This is a genomic window from Pseudomonadota bacterium (assembly GCA_018823285.1).
Taxonomy (GTDB): Bacteria; Desulfobacterota; Desulfobulbia; order Desulfobulbales; family JAGXFP01; genus JAHJIQ01.
This window is the reverse complement of the sequence record JAHJIQ010000016.1, coordinates 1-21,065: the sequence shown is the minus strand read 5'-3', so window position 1 is coordinate 21,065 and position 21,065 is coordinate 1. Positions and strand designations below refer to the sequence as shown.

The 21,065-nt window shown below is 52.1% G+C and carries 21 protein-coding genes and 1 tRNA gene; 16 read left to right on the top strand and 6 right to left on the bottom strand.

Annotation, left to right across the window (positions count from 1 at the left end):
- Nucleotides 1-188: 188 nt before the first annotated feature.
- The 13 genes from KKG35_04985 (at nucleotide 189) to KKG35_04925 (ending at nucleotide 11,383) form a co-directional block, all read left to right on the top strand.
- Nucleotides 189-887: a bifunctional precorrin-2 dehydrogenase/sirohydrochlorin ferrochelatase gene (locus tag KKG35_04985; protein MBU1737475.1), complete on the top strand. Its 699-nt coding sequence runs from the start codon at nucleotides 189-191 to the stop codon at nucleotides 885-887.
- A gap of 63 nt (nucleotides 888-950) precedes the next feature.
- Nucleotides 951-1,769 (top strand): c-type cytochrome biogenesis protein CcsB, encoded by an 819-nt coding sequence (ccsB, locus tag KKG35_04980; protein ID MBU1737474.1) that lies wholly within the window; start codon nucleotides 951-953, stop codon nucleotides 1,767-1,769.
- Nucleotides 1,759-3,057 carry a glutamyl-tRNA reductase gene (gene hemA / locus KKG35_04975; GenBank protein ID MBU1737473.1) on the top strand — a complete coding sequence of 433 codons (1,299 nt, stop codon included), beginning with the start codon at nucleotides 1,759-1,761 and terminating at the stop codon, nucleotides 3,055-3,057. Before ccsB ends, hemA begins: the two co-directional genes overlap by 11 nt.
- A 215-nt stretch (nucleotides 3,058-3,272) precedes the next feature.
- Nucleotides 3,273-3,410 (top strand): 50S ribosomal protein L34, encoded by a 138-nt coding sequence (rpmH, locus tag KKG35_04970; protein ID MBU1737472.1) that lies wholly within the window; start codon nucleotides 3,273-3,275, stop codon nucleotides 3,408-3,410.
- A gap of 61 nt (nucleotides 3,411-3,471) precedes the next feature.
- Entirely contained in the window at nucleotides 3,472-3,819 is a 348-nt protein-coding gene (gene rnpA, locus KKG35_04965; GenBank protein MBU1737471.1) for a ribonuclease P protein component, read from the top strand.
- 93 nt (nucleotides 3,820-3,912) lie between these two features.
- Entirely contained in the window at nucleotides 3,913-4,128 is a 216-nt protein-coding gene (gene yidD / locus KKG35_04960; GenBank protein ID MBU1737470.1) for a membrane protein insertion efficiency factor YidD, read from the top strand.
- Nucleotides 4,129-4,234: 106 nt separating this feature from the next.
- Nucleotides 4,235-5,908: a membrane protein insertase YidC gene (gene yidC / locus KKG35_04955; protein ID MBU1737469.1), complete on the top strand. Its 1,674-nt coding sequence runs from the start codon at nucleotides 4,235-4,237 to the stop codon at nucleotides 5,906-5,908.
- A gap of 77 nt (nucleotides 5,909-5,985) precedes the next feature.
- Entirely contained in the window at nucleotides 5,986-6,753 is a 768-nt protein-coding gene (locus KKG35_04950; protein MBU1737468.1) for a Jag N-terminal domain-containing protein, read from the top strand.
- Nucleotides 6,754-6,768: 15 nt separating this feature from the next.
- The gene (gene mnmE / locus KKG35_04945) at nucleotides 6,769-8,175 is read left to right on the top strand and encodes a tRNA uridine-5-carboxymethylaminomethyl(34) synthesis GTPase MnmE (protein ID MBU1737467.1); all 1,407 of its coding nucleotides are present in this window, start codon (nucleotides 6,769-6,771) and stop codon (nucleotides 8,173-8,175) included.
- A gap of 153 nt (nucleotides 8,176-8,328) precedes the next feature.
- Nucleotides 8,329-9,822, top strand: coding sequence for an HDOD domain-containing protein (locus KKG35_04940; protein MBU1737466.1), 1,494 nt, complete (start codon nucleotides 8,329-8,331; stop codon nucleotides 9,820-9,822).
- A 49-nt stretch (nucleotides 9,823-9,871) separates the two neighbouring features.
- Nucleotides 9,872-10,393 (top strand): hypoxanthine phosphoribosyltransferase, encoded by a 522-nt coding sequence (gene hpt / locus KKG35_04935; GenBank protein MBU1737465.1) that lies wholly within the window; start codon nucleotides 9,872-9,874, stop codon nucleotides 10,391-10,393.
- A gap of 110 nt (nucleotides 10,394-10,503) precedes the next feature.
- A tRNA-Arg gene (locus KKG35_04930) sits at nucleotides 10,504-10,580 on the top strand.
- Entirely contained in the window at nucleotides 10,580-11,383 is an 804-nt protein-coding gene (locus KKG35_04925; GenBank protein MBU1737464.1) for a hypothetical protein, read from the top strand. The genes KKG35_04930 and KKG35_04925 overlap by 1 nt, the downstream gene beginning before the upstream one ends.
- A gap of 92 nt (nucleotides 11,384-11,475) precedes the next feature.
- Here the strand turns inward: KKG35_04925 and KKG35_04920 are convergent, their stop codons facing one another.
- Both KKG35_04920 and KKG35_04915 read right to left on the bottom strand, forming a co-directional pair.
- Nucleotides 11,476-11,694 carry a hypothetical protein gene (locus KKG35_04920; GenBank protein ID MBU1737463.1) on the bottom strand — a complete coding sequence of 73 codons (219 nt, stop codon included), beginning with the start codon at nucleotides 11,692-11,694 and terminating at the stop codon, nucleotides 11,476-11,478.
- A 28-nt stretch (nucleotides 11,695-11,722) separates the two neighbouring features.
- Complete coding sequence (locus tag KKG35_04915) at nucleotides 11,723-12,556, bottom strand: alpha/beta hydrolase (GenBank protein MBU1737462.1); 834 nt, start codon at nucleotides 12,554-12,556, stop codon at nucleotides 11,723-11,725.
- A gap of 195 nt (nucleotides 12,557-12,751) precedes the next feature.
- On the opposite strand from KKG35_04915, the gene KKG35_04910 reads away from it, so the two are divergent.
- The 3 genes from KKG35_04910 to KKG35_04900 all read left to right on the top strand — a co-directional run bounded on the left by KKG35_04910 (nucleotide 12,752) and on the right by KKG35_04900 (nucleotide 16,730).
- Nucleotides 12,752-12,982 (top strand): RNA-binding S4 domain-containing protein, encoded by a 231-nt coding sequence (locus tag KKG35_04910; protein MBU1737461.1) that lies wholly within the window; start codon nucleotides 12,752-12,754, stop codon nucleotides 12,980-12,982.
- 183 nt (nucleotides 12,983-13,165) lie between these two features.
- Nucleotides 13,166-14,182, top strand: a complete 1,017-nt coding sequence (locus tag KKG35_04905) for a hypothetical protein (protein MBU1737460.1) — start codon at nucleotides 13,166-13,168, stop codon at nucleotides 14,180-14,182.
- Between the two features lie 4 nt (nucleotides 14,183-14,186).
- Complete coding sequence (locus KKG35_04900) at nucleotides 14,187-16,730, top strand: protein kinase (protein ID MBU1737459.1); 2,544 nt, start codon at nucleotides 14,187-14,189, stop codon at nucleotides 16,728-16,730.
- Nucleotides 16,731-16,762: 32 nt separating this feature from the next.
- On the opposite strand, the gene KKG35_04895 is transcribed toward KKG35_04900, so the two are convergent.
- The 4 genes from KKG35_04895 to KKG35_04880 all read right to left on the bottom strand — a co-directional run.
- Nucleotides 16,763-18,136 (bottom strand): DEAD/DEAH box helicase, encoded by a 1,374-nt coding sequence (locus tag KKG35_04895; protein MBU1737458.1) that lies wholly within the window; start codon nucleotides 18,134-18,136, stop codon nucleotides 16,763-16,765.
- On the bottom strand, nucleotides 18,123-18,326 hold the full coding sequence (locus KKG35_04890) for a SlyX family protein (GenBank protein MBU1737457.1): 204 nt from the start codon (nucleotides 18,324-18,326) through the stop codon (nucleotides 18,123-18,125). The genes KKG35_04895 and KKG35_04890 overlap by 14 nt, the downstream gene beginning before the upstream one ends.
- Before the next feature lie 23 nt (nucleotides 18,327-18,349).
- The gene (locus KKG35_04885; protein ID MBU1737456.1) at nucleotides 18,350-20,461 is read right to left on the bottom strand and encodes an adenylate/guanylate cyclase domain-containing protein; all 2,112 of its coding nucleotides are present in this window, start codon (nucleotides 20,459-20,461) and stop codon (nucleotides 18,350-18,352) included.
- Nucleotides 20,462-20,480: 19 nt separating this feature from the next.
- Nucleotides 20,481-21,065, bottom strand: a 585-nt coding sequence (locus tag KKG35_04880) for a hypothetical protein (protein ID MBU1737455.1), incomplete at its 5' end; no start/stop codon positions are given.

The following is a 21,065-nucleotide window of genomic DNA, read 5'->3' as shown; positions in this document are numbered from 1 at the left end:
CGAGATCTTCTTTTCCATGTAACTTTTGCTGCATAATCTACTGCAGCAAAAGTGTTTTTTCATGCATTTTTGCTGCCCGCTTGTCTCTCATGGTTGAGAAGCAGAAACATCTATGCTATTAAACATCCCGGGCCGCACTAGACAAACTATTTGACAGACGACCAATTTAACCGTAATGCACTGATATTATGAATTATTTTCCGATAAACCTCAAGATATCAGGACGCCGCTGCGTGGTTATCGGCGGAGGAAAGGTCGCCGCACGGAAAGTCAAAGGGCTGCTTGAATGCGGCGGCCAGGTTGTGGTCATCAGTCCTGAATTGACCGATGAACTGGAAACTCTGGTGAGAGAGGGGCTCATCGGCTGTAAGAAAAAAAACTATCTGAAAGGTGATCTTGACGGCGCCTTTCTGGTGATCGCGGCAACCGACGACGAAAATGCCCAGGCAGAAGTATACAACGAGGCAGAAGAAAAAGGGATTCTGGTGAACGTTGCCGATGTTCCCGAGAGATGTAATTTTATTCTGCCGGCAACTGTCAGCCGCAACGAGCTTGCCGTTTCTGTTTCCACCGGAGGAAAAAGTCCCGCCCTGGCCCGGCTGCTTCGCAAGAAACTGGAAAAAGAGATCGGTCCGGAGTACGGGGTGCTTGCCGACATTCTCGGATTATTGCGACCGGTTGTCTTAAGCCGCGGTCAAGCCCATGAGAGCAACAGGGATGTTTTCAATGACATCCTTCATGATAATTTCCCGATCTGGATTAAAAATGGGAACTGGGATTTGATCAGGGACCATCTGGAAAATGTTCTGGGGGACGTTATTGATCAGGAGTGTTTAAACCGGATAAAAAACATGATAGAATGTTCAGGATGCGCTAAAAGCAATTAATACGGCCCATAAAAACCCGGCAGCTTCAGTCTTGCTAAAATCCTCCTTTGCAGGAGCTACAAAATGACCTTACTTTTCCAGCTCACCTTTCTGATCTACCTGTTCACGACCGCCACGTATACGGTTTTTTTCTTCAACCAGAATGAGCGGCTGAGACTCCTTGCCAGATACAGCATGATCGTTGCCGGAATCGCCCATCTCGGCTACACCATCGGCCGTTATATTATTTCAGGACACACCCCCATAACCAGTAATCATGAAGCGGTTTCCTTTTTTGCCCTGGCTGTGACCTGGGGTTATCTTTCCTATCGCTGGCGATACAAGGTGAAAAATTTCGGAGTGTTTGTCAGCCCGGTCATCACCGCACTGATGCTGGTTGCCGCGCTTTCTTCCCAGCAGTTTTCCGAACTGCCCCCTGCGCTGCAGAGTCTCTGGCTTCCCGTGCATGCAAGTATCGCAATCCTTGCCAACGGTTTTCTGGCTCTCGCCTTCAGTGGCGGCATCATGTATCTGCTGCAGGAAAGAGAAATTAAAAACAAGCGATTCGGTCTTTTTTACAGCAGGCTTCCTTCTCTGGAAGCCCTTGACAACCTCAACCGTTACAGTCTGGCGACCGGTTTTCCGCTGTTGACCCTCGGAATCATCACCGGTTCGATCTGGGCCAAACAAGCCTGGGGTTCATACTGGCAATGGGACCCCAAAGAAACCTGGTCCCTGATCACCTGGTTTCTCTACGCGGCGATTCTGCACTTGCGTTTCACCGCAGGCTGGCGGAGGAGACGGGCCGCCATCATGGCTATCATCGGATTTCTGGCTGCCCTCTTCACTCTCTGGGGCGTTAATTTTCTTATCGTCGGCGGGCTTCACTCATATGCAAGCTGAAAACATTCTTATTCTCGGTTTAAACCATAAAACCGCACCGGTAGAGATCCGTGAAAAAATGGCCTTTTCCGGCGACAACCCTCTCCCCCTGAAGGAGTTGATGTCTCTGGAGGGATGTGTTGAATGCTGTATGCTTTCAACCTGCAATCGGGTTGAAATAATTTCCGTCAGTAAACATCCCGATCAGACCGGCAGGGCAATGCGCCGCTTTCTTTTCGGTAATTCCGGGCTTTCTGAAGATGAATCGGAAAAATACAGTTATCTGCACACCGGAGATGATGCGGTCAGACATCTTTTCCGGGTCGGCGCAAGCCTTGATTCAATGATCGTCGGCGAACCTCAAATCCTCGGACAACTGAAACAGGCCTATAAGATAGCCTCGGAAAAAAATTGTACCGGCGCCATCCTCAACCGCTTTCTCCATAAGTCCTTCTCGGTGGCCAAACGAATCAGGACCGAAACCAATATCGGCGGCAGTGCGGTATCGATCAGCTTCGCCGCCGTGGAACTTGCGAAAAAGATCCTGGGAGAACTGAAAGGGAAAACCGTGATGCTGCTCGGGGCAGGGGAAATGGCCGAACTTGCCGCCGAACATCTTATCAACCAGGGAATAGATCACGTTGTCGTCGTGAACCGGACCTTTGAAAACGCCGTCAAGCTTGCCAAGCGTTTTAACGGCAGCGCTGCAGGTCTCGATGAACTCCTGACCAAGCTGGAGGACGTGGATATCCTGATCAGTTCGACGGGAGCAACTGATCTGGTACTTCTCCGCGATCAGGTAAAACCGGTGATGAAACAACGGATGAACCGGCCTCTCTTTCTGATCGATATTGCCGTCCCTCGTGATCTTGATCCCGAAATCAATGATCTCGACAACGTTTATCTGTACGATATCGACGATCTCAAGCATGTGGTCGACATCAATAAGGCGGAAAGGGACAAGGAAGCGGCGAAGGGCGAAAGGATAGTAGCCGAAGAGACCATGAAATTCAGGCAATGGCTGGATGGCATGGAAATAACGCCGACCATTGTGGCGCTCCGAAAAAAAGCCGGCCTGATCTGGGAATCAGAGGTTGCTCGAACACTTGCCAAAATGGATGACCCTTCTCCTGAAACCATTGAATCCATTAAGAAACTTGGCAATGCCATTATCGGCAAATTACTTCACAACCCGATTCTCTATCTCAAATCGGAAGGGCATGAAGAAAACAAGTCAGAACGTTTGGCATTAGTTCGCCAGCTCTTCGCTCTGGATGACAGCGATACGGATGATCCCGAGAGTCTGTAGAAGCTGTCCCCCGGCAGAATTCTCCGAAATCCTTCCCCTGTTTTTATTGACATCATGCATGCAAGTGGGTATGTTAGCTGGTTTTGGTGGCCGGGGCATCTCTTTCTCACTCTCAAGACCCGGCATTTTGGCCACAGGTTCAGACACATACGACAGAACGTTCCTTGAGGATCGTGGCCTGGGAATAAAAAGGAACATATTAAAGGAAGTGTATCATGAGCAAGAGAACTTTTCAGCCGAGCAATCTTAAAAGACACCGCACTCACGGATTCCGCGCCAGAATGAAAACCAAATCCGGCAGAGCTGTCATCAGCAGCAGACGGGCAAAAGGTCGCTACAGACTCGCCGTCTGATAAGCCACCACTCTTTTCCGGGTGGTTTACCTGTCCATAAATCGATCCTTTATTGCAGTCAATGGAGTCATATTCGCTTCCTAAATCGTTCCTGTTGAGAAAACCCTGGGAATACAGAAGTGTTTATGACAAAGGCAGAAGGATCAAGGGGAAAGGTCTTACCATTATCTACACCCCAAATGGCAGACAGGAAAACCGCCTGGGCATAAGTGTCCACGGGATCAGAAAAGCAACAGTCAGAAACAGAATCAAAAGGGTTATCAGAGAGTTTTTCCGGTTACACCGCAATTTCATCGGACCGGGTTCAGATATAGTCTTTGCTGTCCGGGAACCATTCAATGCGGACAGTCCGGAAATGGTCAGTCATTTCATTGATACCATCATGAAAGATCGCCGTTCCAGCTCCTGATCTTCCAACCCCTTAAGTTTCCAGAGCTTCAGCCCCCCCGCAGACACAAATTTATTTCTATTAAACAAATAATTTCAGGACGTTACATCAAGTATGACCAGAACAATATGCATTTCCCTGGTGAGGCTTTATCAGATCGCCATATCACCCCTTTTGCCGCAAAGCTGTCGCTTTTTCCCAACCTGTTCTCAATACGCAATTGATGCCATAGAACTCCATGGATCCAGCCGGGGAATATATCTTGCCATCAGGAGAATTCTTCGTTGCCACCCGTTCAACAGAGGCGGTTACGACCCGGTCAGACGCTGACCCAACTGAAAACTTCACGTTAATGGTCCTGTGACTAATGACAAAACAAGAACCTGGCCGCATTCACTAGCGTTCGGAGCCGGCTGCTGCCGGGAGGAAGAAACACATGGATAACAAAAACGCTTTACTGGCCATCATGCTGTCAATGGCTGTTCTGTTCGGATATCAGCTTCTTTTTCCACCCCAGCAGCAAACTCTCCAGAACACTCCCTCTCAGCTTCAGACCGAATCATCCATCCCGGCATCGACGGAATCAGCTCCGCAACAGGTCAGATCGGTTGAAAGCCTTGATGTAAAAAACACCACCCCCGAAAACCTTGCCCCGCAACGTGCTTCTCGCGACATTAGAATTTCAACCGCCCTTTACGATGCCGTCTTCACAGAAAACGGCGGGACCATCAAAAGCTTCAGGCTGAAAGAGTATCGTGAAAACAACAAAAAGGATTCCGGACCCAAAGAACTTGTAACGAAGGGGGATGGCATTGAACTGCCCCTTTTCTTTTCCTGGGGAACCGATCCCTCTCGAGTCGTCGAAGTTCCGTTTTATGAATCAGATTCCCAGATTCTTGAAACAGCACCTTCGGGCCTGAAATCTCTGGTGATGACGACCCGGGTTGCAGCCGGGCTGACCATCACCAAGACCGTGAATTTTTCAGACAACAGCTATCTTCTTGATCTCAGCGTAGACGTTGCGAACACATCCGACTCGGCACTTCAGGGTTCACCGTATCTTGCGCTGACCAGCAACCCGTTTTCGCCCGAGTCAGCCAATTCAAGCTACCTGTTCAGCGGACCGGCGGTGCTGGTTGGCGGCTCCCTTGAGGAAGTGAAGGTCAAAGACCTTAAGGAAGACGGCCCGAAAACTTTGCAGGGCAATATCGCCTGGACCGGCTATGAAGACAGCTACTTTCTTCTTGCCGCAGCTCCGCAAAACGACTCTGCCGAAAAGGTGCAAACGGTCAGACTATCAGTTACCGATGGCACTGCGGTGAACAATGTTCTTTCCGGCAGTTCCGACATCATTCCTTCCGGCGCCAGCAAACAGTACAAATACACCATCTTTTTCGGCCCGAAGAAGATGTCCGTTCTTGAACATGAAGGACACGAGTTCAACCGGGCCATTAATTTCGGCTGGTTCGGATTCGTCGCCAAACCCTTGCTTCTGTTGATGAACATGCTCTACGGCATCATCCACAATTATGGTGTGGCGATCATTCTGGTCACCGTTTTGATCAAAGTGGTTTTCTGGCCGCTCAGCCATAAAGGCATGAAGTCCATGAAAAACATGCAGAAAATGCAGCCCCAGTTAGCCAAAATACGGGAGAAATACAAAGACGACAAGGAGAAGCAGGCCCAGGAACAGATGCGGCTCTACAAGACCCACAAGATCAATCCCCTGGGAGGCTGCATGCCGATGATCCTGCAGATTCCCGTGTTTTTCGCTCTCTACAGAGTGCTGATGCAGGCAATAGAACTCCGGCATGCGCCTTTTATGTTGTGGATTACTGATCTCTCCGCCCCGGAAAGATTGTCAATCGGCTTTGACATTCCATACCTCGGCGGGCTGCCGCTTCTCACACTGCTGATGGGCGGCTCCATGTTCCTGCAGCAGAAAATGACCCCGACCCCGGCAACAAACCCTGAAACAGCAAAAGTCATGATGCTGATGCCGGTTATATTCACCTTTCTTTTTATAAATTTTGCGTCCGGCCTGGTCCTGTATTTTTTCGTCAACAACATGTTGCAGATGGCCCAGCAACACATGATCAACCGCCAGTAGGCAATCTCGGGCGTTTGATCACCGTAAACGATCGGGAAATGAATGCTCCGGACCAATCACCAAAAGGGAGAGAAGAGATGTCCTCAACAATGGAATTTACAGGGAATGATGTCCCACAGGCGATCGCCAAAGCCTGCGAGAAGCTTAATGTAAAACAGGACCAGCTTGATATTGAGGTTGTATCCCCCGGTTCAAACGGTATTTTCGGCATGTTCGGCAGGAAAAAGGCATGCATTGCCGTTTCTCTGAAAGGGCAGGCAAAGGGCCGGAAAAATGACAGAAAAAAAACTCCGCCACAGGACAGAAACAACGGCGGGAAAAAATCCGGGCGTCCACCTCGAAAAACTGAAGAGAAAACCCCGGCCGACATATCACCAAGCCATCTTGACAAGGTAAAATCAGACCTCGAACAGATCCTTTCCCTCATGGGTTTTCCAGGTAAAGCAGAGGTTTCCTGTGAAGGGAACCGGATCAGGGGGCATATCTCCGGCGAGCATATCGAGGAAATAACCGGGGCGGAAGGCCAGGTCCTGGACAGCATTCAGTATCTGATGAGAAAAATCATCAGCCGGATGGTGGAAGGTAAAGTGCTGTTTTCTCTTGATGCGGGCGATTATCGGCAACAGCGCCGACAGGATCTTGAAGCGAGAGCCCTTGAGCTGGCCGAAGAGGTCAGAACAACTGGGCGGACCAGAAGTATTCCGGCAATTAATCCCGCCGAAAGAAGGATTGTCCATATGGCCCTTCAGGATGACACCACCATCCGCAGCCGCAGCATAGGAGAGGGTCATTTCAAAAAAATTCTTATCTACTTACCAGGTCAGGGTCGCCGCAAGAAACATTGAGAGGAGACCCTTCTCATGACCATCTCCCGGCAGAGCCCGGAACGTGACAGCGCGACGATTGCTGCAATCGCCACCCCTCCGGGGGGTGGTGGAATCGGCATCATCCGGATCAGTGGAACCGGTGCCCGACCGGCGCTCTCGGCTATCTTCCACCCGAAATCAACCCGGGAAACCAGAAGTCATCAGCTTACCTACGGCTGGATCATCGACCCGGCAAGCAATCGACCCGTGGATGAAGTCATGGCCGTGATCATGACCGCGCCCAACTCATACACCCGGGAAGATGTTGTGGAAATCCAGTGCCACAGCAGCTATCTCGTCCTTCAGAATATCCTGGCCCTGGTTCTCAAAACAGGCGCTCGCCTGGCAGAACCGGGAGAATTTACCAAAAGGGCCTTCCTGAACGGCCGCATTGATCTCAGTCAGGCCGAAGCCGTGGTCGAACTCCTGCAGGCAAAAACCGGTGAAGGTCATCAGATAGCCGTCTCCCAGCTCAGAGGGGGGCTCTATGAAAAAATCCTGAAGATCAGAGAAACGCTTGCCGGGATCAGAGCGATCCTGGAAGTGGCCATCGACTTCCCCGACGAAGATGTGGAAATCATCAACGTCGTCGCGATGCGGGAAAATATCACCGCCTATCTGCTCACGCCCCTTCAGGCAATGATCGAGTCCGCAGACCGCGGCAAAATCTACCGTGAGGGGATATCGGTGGTCATTCTCGGCCGCCCGAACGTCGGCAAATCGAGCCTTCTGAACAGTCTCCTCAAGGAAGACCGCGCCATCGTAACTGAAATCCCGGGGACAACCCGCGACATCATTGAAGAGTATCTTGATATCAAGGGTATCCCGGTCCGGATTATTGATACTGCCGGGATCAGGGAAAACGCCGAAGCGGTTGAAAAAATAGGCATCCGGAAAGCCAGAGAGAAACAGCAGGATGCCGACCTGATCCTGCTCCTTCTTGACGGTTCCAATAAACTGCCCCCAGAGGATCTTGACTTTATTGCAAGCATCGACCCCCAGAAGGCGCTGATCGTGATCAACAAAATCGACCTGGTCCCGGATCATAGCGAAACGCTTGATCATGCCAGTTTCAAGAATCGTCCGGTCGTGAAAATCTCCGCTAAAACAGGCGCGGGGCTCCCTCAACTGGAAGAGGCGATCTTCACCCTGGTCACCGGGGAACAGAAAAAATGGGAACCGGGCCATGACTGTGTCCCGAACGTACGACAAAGAAACTCCCTGAATCAGGCTCTGGCGGCGAGCAGAAGGCTCCTGCGGGCGCTTTCCGAAAACCTCCCGCCCGATCTGATCGCCATCGAAGTACAGTCCGCACTGGACAGCCTTGGGGATATTGTCGGAGAAACCACCACCGAAGACATCCTTGATCTGATCTTCGAGAAATTCTGCATCGGCAAATAACCATCTCCGGAGTGAAGAACACCATTTCACCTTAGAGGTTCCGGCCTCAAGGTTCAGATTGACGCCCTGACATCCCATCTGTATAATTTTTTAAAGCATCACTTCTCTGCACATGGAAATCCATAGCCTGCAACGCAGGCTGGAGACTGCATCATGGCTAAAAAATCGCCAACCGAACTGGGCAAACAGATCGAGTTTTTGAAAAACATCAGTTTTTTTTCAAATTTCGATGATCATGAACTGACCCAGTTTCTTGCCGTTTCCACCTGGCTGAAAGCTCCGGAAGGCACCCTGATCATCAAGGAGAACACCGTTGAAAAAGTCTTCTATATCCTGGTGAAGGGAGAGGTTTCTGTTTTCAAGGACATCAATGACAGCGGCGACACCATTGAACTCACCACCCTGTCAACCGGAGACTGTTTCGGAGAAATGGCCCTGGTTTCAGAGGCCAGAAGAACTGCCGGAGTGATCACCACCACTGAAAGCTTCATTCTCAAAGTGGAACCCGAAATCATCAACACCTCCAATGTCTTCCTGCAGCTCAAGTTTTATAAACGATTCTGCGAAATCATGGTGGCCAGACTGGCCATGGCCAACCAGCGCGCAGCTAGGAAAGAGGAGGGCAACGGGCATCTTCAGCCGATCATCCCTCAGGACCAGCCCCCTGTATCCCCAAAACCGCCAACCCCGACCGCCAAAGAAACACTCACTCCAGACCCGGAACCCTCGGCCCCGCCCCCCATGCCGGAAAAAAAAGACCGGCAGGCAAAAACCCACCTGCAGGGGCGAATCCAGGGGAACCAGCCCCTCGCCGTAAATCCTCTGGTTGCGGCAAAAATCAAGCCGTTCCTCTCGGGCGGCACAATCAACACCCGGATGATGACCGACCTGCTCTATCTTGACCCGGCCCTCAGTTTCAGGATCCTGAAAGTGGCCAACTCATCTCTATATCGCAGATCATGCCAGATCATCACTGTTCCCCACGCCATCGTTTCCGTAGGCCCCAATATCATTCAGGAGGTTGTCAGGGAAGCGATTGAAGACAGCAAACAAATTCGTCCTTTCGGTGGATACAAAAAACTCGCTCTCTCTTTCTGGCGCCATTCGGTCACCGTCGCCGGGATTGCCGTCATGTTAAAAGATATCATCAGGATAACCAATATCGGTCCGGATGTATACCTGGCTGGTCTTCTCCATGATCTTGGAATGCTGGTTCTAGACCAGTACGAACCTGATTTCTATCCCCAGCTTATTGCTGAGAACCATGAATTTGCCGATCTGCAGAAGGGTGAACGCGAATATGTCGGTGCCGATCATTCTTCCGCCGGGAAATGGCTTGCCGAGAAAACCGGCCTGCCCCAGGCCTATATGGATGTCATGCAATATCATCACCATCCGGAAAGGGCCGGCGACAGCAGTGTTCTGACAAGTCTGGTTCATCTGGCCGATCTCTTTGCCACTTCCCGGGGAATCCCCCCGATCATCCAGGAAACAGAGAAGGCCGATCCTTTCCAGTCTTCGGCCTGGACCATTCTCCGAACCGAGGTGAAAACTTTTGGCGATGTCAATGTGGCCGACTTCATCGAGAAGTTCAACCAGGAGCTTGACCGAACCTGGGCCGAGGTAAGCGGCGAGCATCTCTTCTGATTGCCGCCGTCACCGGAATCTTCCCTGTGCAACCGGAAAAAGCGATCCTATGACTGAAAAAAAGATTATCCTCGATTCCGGGATGATTGCCGCCCGAGTTGGCGAACTGGGACATGAAATCACTCGGGATTACGCTGATGGGAACCTGCTGCTGGTCGGGGTTCTGACCGGGGCATTTATCTTCACCGCCGATCTGGCGCGACAGATCCAGCTGCCGCTGGAGATTTCTTTTATCAAAATCGCAAGCTATGGGGAAAAGACTCTTTCTTCAGGGAATATTGAACTGGTAACAGATATTGAAACCAGCGTTTCCGGGCGCGATCTGCTGATCGTTGAAGATATTGTAGATACCGGAAACTCTCTGGCCTGGTTGAAAAATCACCTCGCCCTGAAAAATCCCCGCTCTCTGAAATTCTGTTCCCTGATTGACAAGAGCGAGCGGAGGACCCGCGAGGTGACCATAGATTATACAGGGTTCGCTCTCTCGCGGGGATTCCTGGTCGGGTACGGCCTCGACTATGGCGGACAGTACCGGCAACTTCCTGCCGTGTACGAACTTGTTGACCCTTGACCGGAATCGATAGATTTGATATTGAATCCCTTTGATATTTCACGCCCAATGCAATATGAATGTTTATCTCAACATGCGTGTCGGAGAACGATACGCATTCTTTGTGTTATGCGCCCGTAGCTCAGCTGGATAGAGCATCGGCCTTCGAAGCCGAGAGTCGCAGGTTCGAATCCTGCCGGGCGCGCCATGGTTGATATTGGTCATGTTCATTGCGGTGCTCTGACAGGAATGATCAAGTCGGTCCGTCGGCATGCTTCGTTTGCCGACAATCCTGCCGGGCGTACCATGGTTGATATTGAGTCTTGTTCATTGCGGTGCTCCTGTAAGGGAAAAACCATGCAGACCTTTTTACCGATCCCACTCCTCATCATGTTGCTGTCCATAGCGGCAGATCCTGCACACTCCGGGTGTGTCAGGGGCAATTGCACCGATGGTCCCGGTTCCATTATCACTCCCGATGGAACACGCTACACCGGCGACTGGGAAAACGCACGATATGAAGGTCTGGGAGAACTCATCAATCCCGACGGCGAGAAGTACGAAGGATGGTTCAAGGGCGGCGAGCGACACGGCACCGGGGTCATGACGGCTCCCGATGGCCGGCACTACGAGGGTGACTGGTATAAAGGAAAGTTCCATGGCCAGGGAAAATTCACCTCACCGGAAGGCTGGACCTATGACGGGGAGTGGGACAACAACGTCTTCCAGGGCACGGGCACATACAGGTCCCCAAGCGGCTGGACATACACCGGGCAGTGGAAAAACGGGAAAAGGGAAGGCAAAGGCATATATGTGGAGGTTGACGGCTCCACCTATGAAGGTGACTATCATAACGATGTCCGCCACGGGATGGGAAAATATACCTCAATCGACGGCTCCACCTACGAAGGTGAGTATCGGGAAGGCAAACGCCATGGGCAGGGAATCTATACCGATCCGAACGGAACAAAACTCGAAGGCTTCTTCATGGACGGCAAATTCGTCCAGTAAGGTCAGCCCGACCACAAACCACCAAGATACTCCGGCTCCCTTGTCTCACAGGGGCTGATGCCGGGAAACACTCTCCTCAATTGACTGCCGACCTACTCCTTGACCGGCCATTCCTTCTGCCTTCTGGTCTCGACAAAATAGCAGAACCGGTCCCATTCCACTTCGCGGCCGGAAACCGGGCAGCGAAGTTGCACCTTCCTCTCAGTAGCGCCGATAACCAGCCAGTCGCCGCGCCTGGGTCCATCGGCAATATGGATCTTCTGGCCTTCTGATAAAAGGCAGCTCCTGAAAACCGTCACCTCATGTTCCATCATGTTCTCCATCGGCATCGCTTCTGTTCTACTCTCTTTCCGGGCCGGTCGGAGCATTGATCATACCGGCAATGATCTCTTTCCTGGCCGTCACCAGAATATAATTATGATCTCCATTCCGTTCCTCATAGTACCTGATCGCCGGACTGCTCGCCGCAAGCTCTCTTCCCATCCGGACCGGGATCACCTTGTCCCGATCCCCATGAATTATGGTGACAATCGGCGGTTCAGGAACAGCCAGAACCTCTCCGAGCCGGGCACGATTATCAAAACGATGAACCAGAGTTCGATCCAGCGGTTTGCCGACCACCAGAGTCGCCATATCACGGAGACTGGTAAAAGGGGCAATCAGGACAATTCTGTCGACCCGGTTCCGGCTCCCGAAAAGAAGGGCGGCCGCGGCCCCGAGGGAATGACCGACAAGACTCAGCCGCTCCCTGACCGCCCCCTCACCCGCATTCAGATGTGTCGCAAGGGCGGATATCGCACCGGCGGCAGACTCCATCATGGTTTCCGGACTGACCCGGCCCCGGCACCGCCCGTAGCCTGGGTACTCGAGGAGAATAAAGCCCGCCCGCCGGTCGGGAAAATCGCGGATCAGCTCCAACCAGTCAAGGGCCAGGGAAGCATTGCCGCCGAACATCAACCAGATTCTGTCCGGAAGTTCTTCCTCTCTTTCCGGCGGGAGGATATAGTATGAAACCTGTCTCCCCTGGCCGGTCGCATATTCAAGAAAGCGGCAGTTATCAGGCGCCACTTCATTTGCTCGGTACGGTCTTGGATGATAAATCATCCTGTGCTGACCCTGGATCAACAGAGCAACTATTGCAACCCCAAAGGCAAGGATAAGGATCAGTTTCATGGCAATTAATCATTGTCAGTTGAATGAAAACGCTGTTAATCTTGTAATACCATAAGGGGTCGGGATCGCAAACTGCAACCTCCTTATTTCACCCTTCGGGTATAAGTCCAAGATCTCACGCAGACTCGCTTACCGAAACGAGCAGACAAACTGGTCAACTTGAGCTTTATCATTTAATAAGCATTATGGATTCTTATGGAAAAAATTGAGGTCGACGGTGAGGTGATCCGGCTTGGTCAGCTGCTGAAACTGGCCGGGATTGTGGAGAACGGCGGGGAGGCAAAGGCCAGAATCCAGAACGGCGAAGTCGCGGTGAATGGCGAAATAGACACCCGGCGGGGCAGACAGCTGATGGAAGGCGATGTGGTCGGTCTTGACGGCCGGTTGCTGACCGTGCATTACACCGGCAAACCCATGGCCGAATAGATTCAGGGAACAGTCGCTGATTTGCAACGACCTGGAGGGAACAACTTGAGATTCCAGAGCTAAGAACAGTATACTCGCAGGCAGCAACAACGATCTCGAGCTGTTGCCAAATTGAGTCGATCAACTATGGCCGCAATATCTCTGTTGAAATGATATCTGAACAAAGAAACAAAATTACAACGGGTGGATCACACGATGGAAACTCAAAATCATTTTCAATACAGAAGAAATTATAAAGCAGGTGGCATCACCCTAATTATCTTTATTCTTTCAGTAATTTGTTCCCCTGAACGCTCTGAAGCAAAACTGAACACATCAGGGTTTGATTTTGGGTTAAGCAGCGGTTACAGAGTTGATCAACTCGATTGGAACTTTGCTGGTTACAACAGTGATTTCAACTACACAAATATCAGATCAGAACTGACCTGGGAAGATCTTGAAATCAATCAATTTAATACCCATGGGAATGTTACCCTGAAACATGACAATATCCCCTTCGGTTTGAGTTTCAGGGGGACTATCGGGTACGGGAAAATTCACTCCGGAAAGAATCAAGATTCAGATTACCATGGTAACAACCGAACCCAGGAGTTTTCCCGTTCCAATAACCGCTCTGATGAAGGTGATGTCCGGGATTTTTCGGCCGGCCTCGGCCCGGTTTTTACAACCAGGGAAGGAAACTTCTCTATCACCCCCTGTATCGGCTATTCCTACCATGAACAGAACCTGACCATCCATGATGGATATCAGACTATATCTGAACCAGGCATAGACCCATCTGCTGCCCCCCTAGGACCCATTACGGGACTCGACAGCACTTTCGATACTCAATGGTATGGGGGCTGGCTTGGTGTGGTCATGGAATTTGCACCCACCACCAATTTTTCCCTTCATTCATCGATCGAACTGCATTCCGGCACCTATGAAGCTGAAGCCAACTGGAATCTGATCCCATATTTCCAGCATCCGGTGAGCTTCAGACACTATTCCGATGATGCCAAGGGTCTTCTGATCAACCTCGGCCTTATGACAGGGGCAAAAAACCTGCAGTTTAAAATCGACCTCGGTTATCAAAAATGGCAAGCAGAAGATGGCCAAATCAAATTCTATGAAGAAGACGGGGATATCTATATCTTGAAACTCAACGAAGTCAACTGGGAATCGTTCAGCGCCATGGCTGGAGTCACCCTGCGGTTCTGACACCATGCATATCAAGACACTTCTCACATCGAGCTGGTTCAGCTGCACGTTTCTTACCCTGCTGATGATCGTCGGGCTGACCGCGGAAGCCCCCCTCTTGGAGAGGGCTGAAAACAGTATCTATGACCGTCTTGCCGCTTTTCACAAGATTGACAAGAGCGGCCAGGTCGTTCTGGTCGCCATCGACCAGGACAGTATCGGCAGGCTGGGAAGCTGGCCCTGGCCCCGCTCGGTGATCAGTGAGGCGATTGACCGGCTGGTGAAAACGAACGTCAAGGCCATCGGTCTTGACCTCCATTATCCGGCCCGGGAAACAGGTGAAGGGATCAAGGAAATTGCCCGGCTCAAAGAGTATCTGGCCGACAAAAAGCTGGATCTGCCGAAGAACACGAGACAGGAGCTGAGCAGAAGCCTTGCCGCAGCAGAAAATCGCCTCGACAATGACTCCCGGCTTTTGAATTCGGTGCATAAAGGGGGAAAGATCATCCTGCCCCTGCAGTTTTATTTCGGCAGCCGGGAATGGGTTGATGACTCTACCAACCCTGCCTGGCTCAAGAAACATGCCATTGACTACCCAAAAGAAACCCTGTCTGCCGGCCACTCATTATTTCAACTTGGCAATCCGTTCAACGGTGAAAAATCACCGGTTCAGGCTACCGGGTTCAGCGCACCCTTCACCGATCTGGCAGAGAGTGCGGCGGGTCTCGGTCATGACAATTTTATTGGTGATCGTGACCGTACGGTCAGAGGCGCAAACCTGTTTATCTCTTGGCAGGAGAAACTCTATCCGTCCATGGCCCTCCGTCTGTCATTGGCTGCCCTTGACAGCAGACTGCAGGACATCAGGGGGACATACAATAAAGCATCAATAAATTCCCTGAATTTTGCCGACCGGATCATCCCGGTCAACGGTGAATACCGGCTCCTCATGGCAGGAAACAGACCGGAGAGTTTTGTCACTTTTCCCTTTCATGCGATTCAGGAAGGGAAAATCGGCCGGCAGGAGCTTGCCGGGAAAACTGTTGTCCTCGGGTTGACCGCCCCGGGCCTGACCACTTTTTTCAAAACCACGGAGGGAGAAGAGATCAGCACGGCGGAACTGACCGCCATCACCACCGCGGCGATTCTCGCCGGGAATCACATTTCCAGACCCGGCTGGACCTGGTCCCTGGAAACAGGGGCGCTCCTCTATTTCGGGCTCTTCCTGATCTTTATCATTCCCAGGGTCAACCTTTCTCTGGGAACCATCATTCTGATCATCTTCATCATTTCCTGGCAGGCACTTGCCACACTTCTCTTCGTTTCCCAGGGCATCTGGATTAAAAGCGCCTCCCCGACAATTCTCGCGGTAATCGGCCTCGTCCTGATCATCATCAACCGTAAATTCTTCAACCCGTTCCGGACGGCAACCGATGATGAGGCAAACAAGGTCCTTGGCCTTTCGTTCCAGAGCCAGGGCCTCCTCGATCTGGCCTTCGAGAAATTCATGAAATGCCCGGTCAGCGACCCATCGGTCAAAGACCTTCTCTATAACCTCGGCCTTGATCTGGAGCGCAAAAGAATGCACAACAAGGCCATCGCCGTCTACGAGCATATCTACCGCTGCGGCCCCTTTAAAGACATCAAGGAAAAGATTGAACGGCTGAAGGTAACGGCAAAAATCCCTTCGTTTGCCAAACCCAACAGCACGACTCTTTCCATGACCACCACCAGTGACGCAAAACCGACCCTTGGCCGCTATGAGATCCTTGAAGAAATCGGGCAGGGGGCCATCGGCACGGTCTATCTCGGCCGGGACCCGAAAATAAACCGCGCAGTGGCGATTAAAACCCTGCGCTACGACCAGGTGGACAAGGCTGATCTGGCGGAAGTCAAGGCACGATTTTTCAGGGAGGCGGAAGCCGCCGGTAAACTGAACCATCCCAATATCGTGACCATCTACGATATCGATGAAGACCACGACATGACCTACATGGCCATGGAACTGCTGAACGGCCAAGATCTGTCGGCACACTGTAAAACAGGCAATCTTCTGCCGGTGCCCAAGGTGCTGGAGATTATCATCAAGGTGGCCGAGGCCCTGGAGTACGCCCACAAAAACCATGTGGTCCATCGCGATGTCAAACCGGCCAATATCATCCTGTTAAAAGACGGCCATGTCAAAGTGGCCGACTTCGGGATTGCCAGGATCCTCGACTCATCCAAAACCCAGACCGGGGTGATCCTCGGCACTCCCAACTACATGTCGCCCGAGCAGGTTGCCGGGAAAAAGGTTGACGGCAGTTCAGACCAGTTCTCACTCGGGGTTGTGCTCTACGAACTCCTGACCGGAACCAAACCCTTCCGGAACAGCAATGTCGCCGCCCTGATGCATTCCATCTCCACGGTTTCATACACCCCTCTGCAGGAAGTCGATCCCGGGCTCCCGGAATGCTGCATTAAACTTGCGACCCGTTTAATGTCGAAAGCCAAATCAAGAAGGTTTGAGACCATCGGAGAAGTCGTTGTGGAAGCGAGGAAATGCTTAAGGGAATTCAACAAGCAATAAATCTTTCCACGCAGAAACCGGAAGCGGCAGGTTTACACCAGTATCCCCTGTTTGTCGGCAAAGATCATCCTCCTGACCTGGGCCGATTTCTTCAGGACTCCGATATCATCATAGTAATCATAGACCCGTGGCGACTTGCCTTCAGCGGGCCGCAGAATCCGCCCTACCACCTGAAGTAGCCGCCCGGTAAATTTAATCGGCGTGGTCAGGAACAGCGCCCTTAAGCCCGAACAATCAAATCCTTCACCGATGAGCTGCACCGTCGAGACCAGCACCTCCACTTCTCCCTCCCGGATCGCCCGGATCAAATCGGTTCTTTCGTCCGAAACCATTTTACCGGTCAGGACCGCCACCTTCAGATCAGGAGCAATTTCTGACAGGATCTCCGCCAGCATCTCGCAATGAGCCACCCGGTCACTCACGACCAGAACGGTACCCTTGCCGCGGCCCGCTTCTATGACAATATCGGTGCAAATCAGGCGGTTTCGCTCTTCATTGGTGGTCAATGCCTTCAGCAGATGATGGTAATTGCCGCGATACCCGTAGCGAAAGCTGGTGGTTTTCTGGATGAATTCAGGCTTCAGCACCGCGCCGCTCTGCTGCAGTTCCTCGGTGTTGACCCGGTGACTGCGATCCCCGAGATAGAGGTGGATGAGCTCGGTCAATCCGTCGCGCCGAAAAGCGGTGGCGGAAAGCCCGAGGGCATATTTACAGTCGAAGGCGGTCACCACCTCGGTGAAAAGAGTGGCCGGGACCCGGTGACACTCATCGACACAGAGGTGACCGAACTTTTCCGGAAGTCCCTCCAGATGGTTTCTCGCCGAATTGACGATGGCAACGGTGACCGGCCTCGTCTCATAATGGCCGTCTCCAATCAGCCCTGCCTCAACACCAAGGAATAATTCGATCTGCTTTGCCCACTGATACATCAGCTCCTTGCTGTGGACCAGGATCAGCGTCGGCTGTTTCCGCTGGGCGATCAGGGCAAGACCGATCACGGTTTTTCCGGAGCCGGTCGAAGATTCGATCACCCCGAAATCCCGCTTTGCCGTATCGTTGAACGCCTCCTTTTGATAAGGGCGAAGGGTTCCCTGAAAAGCAAAATCCACCTCCGGCAGAAGCCGACGGTGATCAACGATCTCCGGGTCTTTGCCAAGAATTTTCCGGCAATGGAGAACCGCCTTGTTGGCATAGCCGCGGGGAAATCTGAAACCACCAGCCGATTCTTTGTAAAAGTAAAGAAACGGCTTCAGCTTTTTGCCGATCCACCGGCCATACTTTTTTGCATCAAGATATTTTGGATTGGCAACGGTCAACTCTTTTTTCAGGACCGAAAGGAGGGCGGGAGGCGCATGCTGCAGCAGACACTCCGCAGAGACGGTCAGGATCACTTCAGCGGCCATCATCACCACCGGGATCGGAAAGGACCGTTTTCACATGTAACTGAAGGGCGCTGAGAGCCTTCTCGATCCCGTCAATCTGTTCCTGCTGCGCGGCGACAACCCCGTTCAGTTCATCAATGATCCGGTCCTGAAAAGCAACCCGGCTCTCCAGTTCCACCAACCGCTGTTCGTTAAGATTTTCTCTATCTGTCATCAGATTCGTAAGAAATTTTCTCTCTATTTATGGTCGAACGCCGTCACCCCGTTCCAGTCAGGGGGCGGAGGGTTGTCCCGCATGGCGGACGTTCTGGAAAGATAGAGTCTGGCAGGACCATCGCCGGGATTCATTTTCAAGACCTCCCGGAATCGCTCCTCCGCCGCATCCCACTGCTGACTGCGGTAGGCGCTCACCCCTTCCGCAAACACGGCAAGCTCAGCCAACCGCTCCTGACTCAATCTGTCACGCCAGCCGCAAAGTTCGAAGATTGTAACCGACTTCTCCTTGCCCTTGACCTTTACAATATCCAGATCCCTTACCACAAAACGGTCATCAAGCTCACGGGCCGTGAATTCCGTCACCAGAATACTTGTCCCATAGACCTTGTTCAGCCCCTCAAGACGGGAGGCAAGATTGACCGCATCACCGATGATCGTATAATCCATGAACACATTGCTGCCGAGATTGCCAACCGTCACTTCTCCGGTATTCAGACCGATTCCTATGGCAAGCCCTTCAATCCCGGGCAGATCTGTTTTTTCCACCAACCGGTCAAGCTTTTCAATCATCTCAAGGGCGGTAGCGGCAGCCTGGGCCGGGTGATCGGGTACCGGCAGGGGAGCGCCGTAAAAAGCCATCACCGCATCCCCCATCAGCTTATCGAGCGTCCCCTGATGGGCAAAGACAATCGGGATCATGGTGTCGAAATAGACATTGAGAAGCAGTCCGGTATCCTTCGCTCCCAATCTTTCCGAGAGCGTTGTGAAATTCCGGAGATCGGAAAAAAGCATGGTCAGGTTTTCACGGTGACCCTCCAAAGAAGAACTGATATCGCCCTTGATCAACTCGTTGACCACCCCGGATGAGACGTATTTGCCGAAAAGTGAAGTGATCATCGCATTCTTTTTTTTGCCGAAAGACCTCTGCAGGGCGACACCGGTAACAAACTGAATGAGAAATACGGCAAGAAATGAAGCGCTATCGACCCGCAACAGACTCCTGCTGAACAGCAGGTGGGAAACAAAAACAATGGCGGCCAGGGAAAGGAAAAGGATGGCCAGTTCGATCAGCAATCCGATCCTGGGGATGTAAAAGAGAAGCCCCACCAGACCAGTCAGCAATGTAAACCAGATGATTGGAGAGCCGTTTACCGGCTTGATAAAAGCCTTGTTCAGAATGGTTTCAACGGCATGGGCATGGCAGGCGACTCCCGGTTCATCCGAACCCATCACCCCCTCCTCAACGGTCGCAAATTTGGCTGACAGACCAGCTGCTTCACGACGAAACCGGGAATAAGGAGTGGTGAAAAAATCCTTCTGGCTGCTCAAGGTCGAACCGACAAGCACCATCCTGCCGCGCACATCCTCCGGTTTCAGGGTATTGTTGACGGCATCGGCAAAAGAGATCACCTTGAAAGAGTTGAAATCACCATAAAAATTAATCAGCAGCTCCGGATATGGCAGCCGAAGCTGATTCTCGGTCGGTGCGCCCATCAGAAAATGGTCACCGGCCGAAAAATCAAAGCTGAAATCAAGATTGAGAAAAACCCTTGCCAGTTCAAGAGCAAAAGACGGCAGCAACTGCAGTGACCCGTCAGCCATCGGTTTGGCATTTAAAAACCTTATCTTGCGGAGAACCCCGTCTTCATCGAGGGGGACATCAATGAATCCGTCCCCGATCATCGCCTCCTGAAAAGGAGCGTGGGGAACGATTTCCCTGACCCCCTCGGCGGAAGAGACCCGGGCGAGGACCACGTTATTGCAGTTGGCAATCGAAGCGGCAAGCATCACGTCCGCATCAGGTTCAAGATCCGGGGCGGACATGACCATGTCGAGCCCGACAACCTCCGCTCCGGCTGCACAAAGATTGTCCAGAGCGATGGCCAGCTTTTTTCTGGACCATTGCCCGCGATGCCGTTTCAGCCTGACCGCGCTCTCCTCATCCATCAGGACCAGGACCACCCGATCGCTGGTGGCGACAGGCCCACGCCAGACAACATTGAGATCATAGAGGAAATTATCGGCTCTGGCCAGCAGACCTGCGAGGTAACAGGCAATGACCCCGCCAATCACCAAAGCGGTGCAGAAAAAAGTCAGGAGAACCTGGAAGCGAAGAAGTCTTTTTCCGTTCATGATGAATAAAGCAAAACCATCACCGGGAACCCTCCAGCAGGGCCAAACGTATGGGGAGCCGTCCTTCAATTCCCCCAATGGGGCTTGAAGCGATCACAACCACCCGGCATTTCTTCAAAATCTGGGAGGCGGCATCTTCCTCTTTCAGTTCCATGGCATCCTGGGCGCTGACCACCAGATTGGTCTTGGCCAGTCCTTCAACCTGGGTGGCATCGACCACCATATATTGCCCTCTTTTCGTTCTCATCTTCGGTTTCGTGGATGTTTCAGGCGCCGGCGTCTCTACCGGCGTGGGCGTAAACCCGGGGATCGAGATTTCAGAAAGAGACCTCTCTATCGTGCTGGCCCCTGCCTCGCCCACCCCGAACAGGATCCCGGCGTCGGCAAGCAGCCGGTCGATCAGGCGATGATCGGAATGAAGGGAGGAAGAAGGCTCATCGGAAACCACATAGCGCATCATGCCCCGATTCAGTAGCGCCGCCTCTTCAACCTGGGACAGCTCATACACCGTTTCACCGGTCTCGCTCTTGATTTTGGGGAACATCGCCGGCTGCACCTGCTCGTTCTCGGCCAACCCTCGCGCATCAATGATCAGCCACGGCTG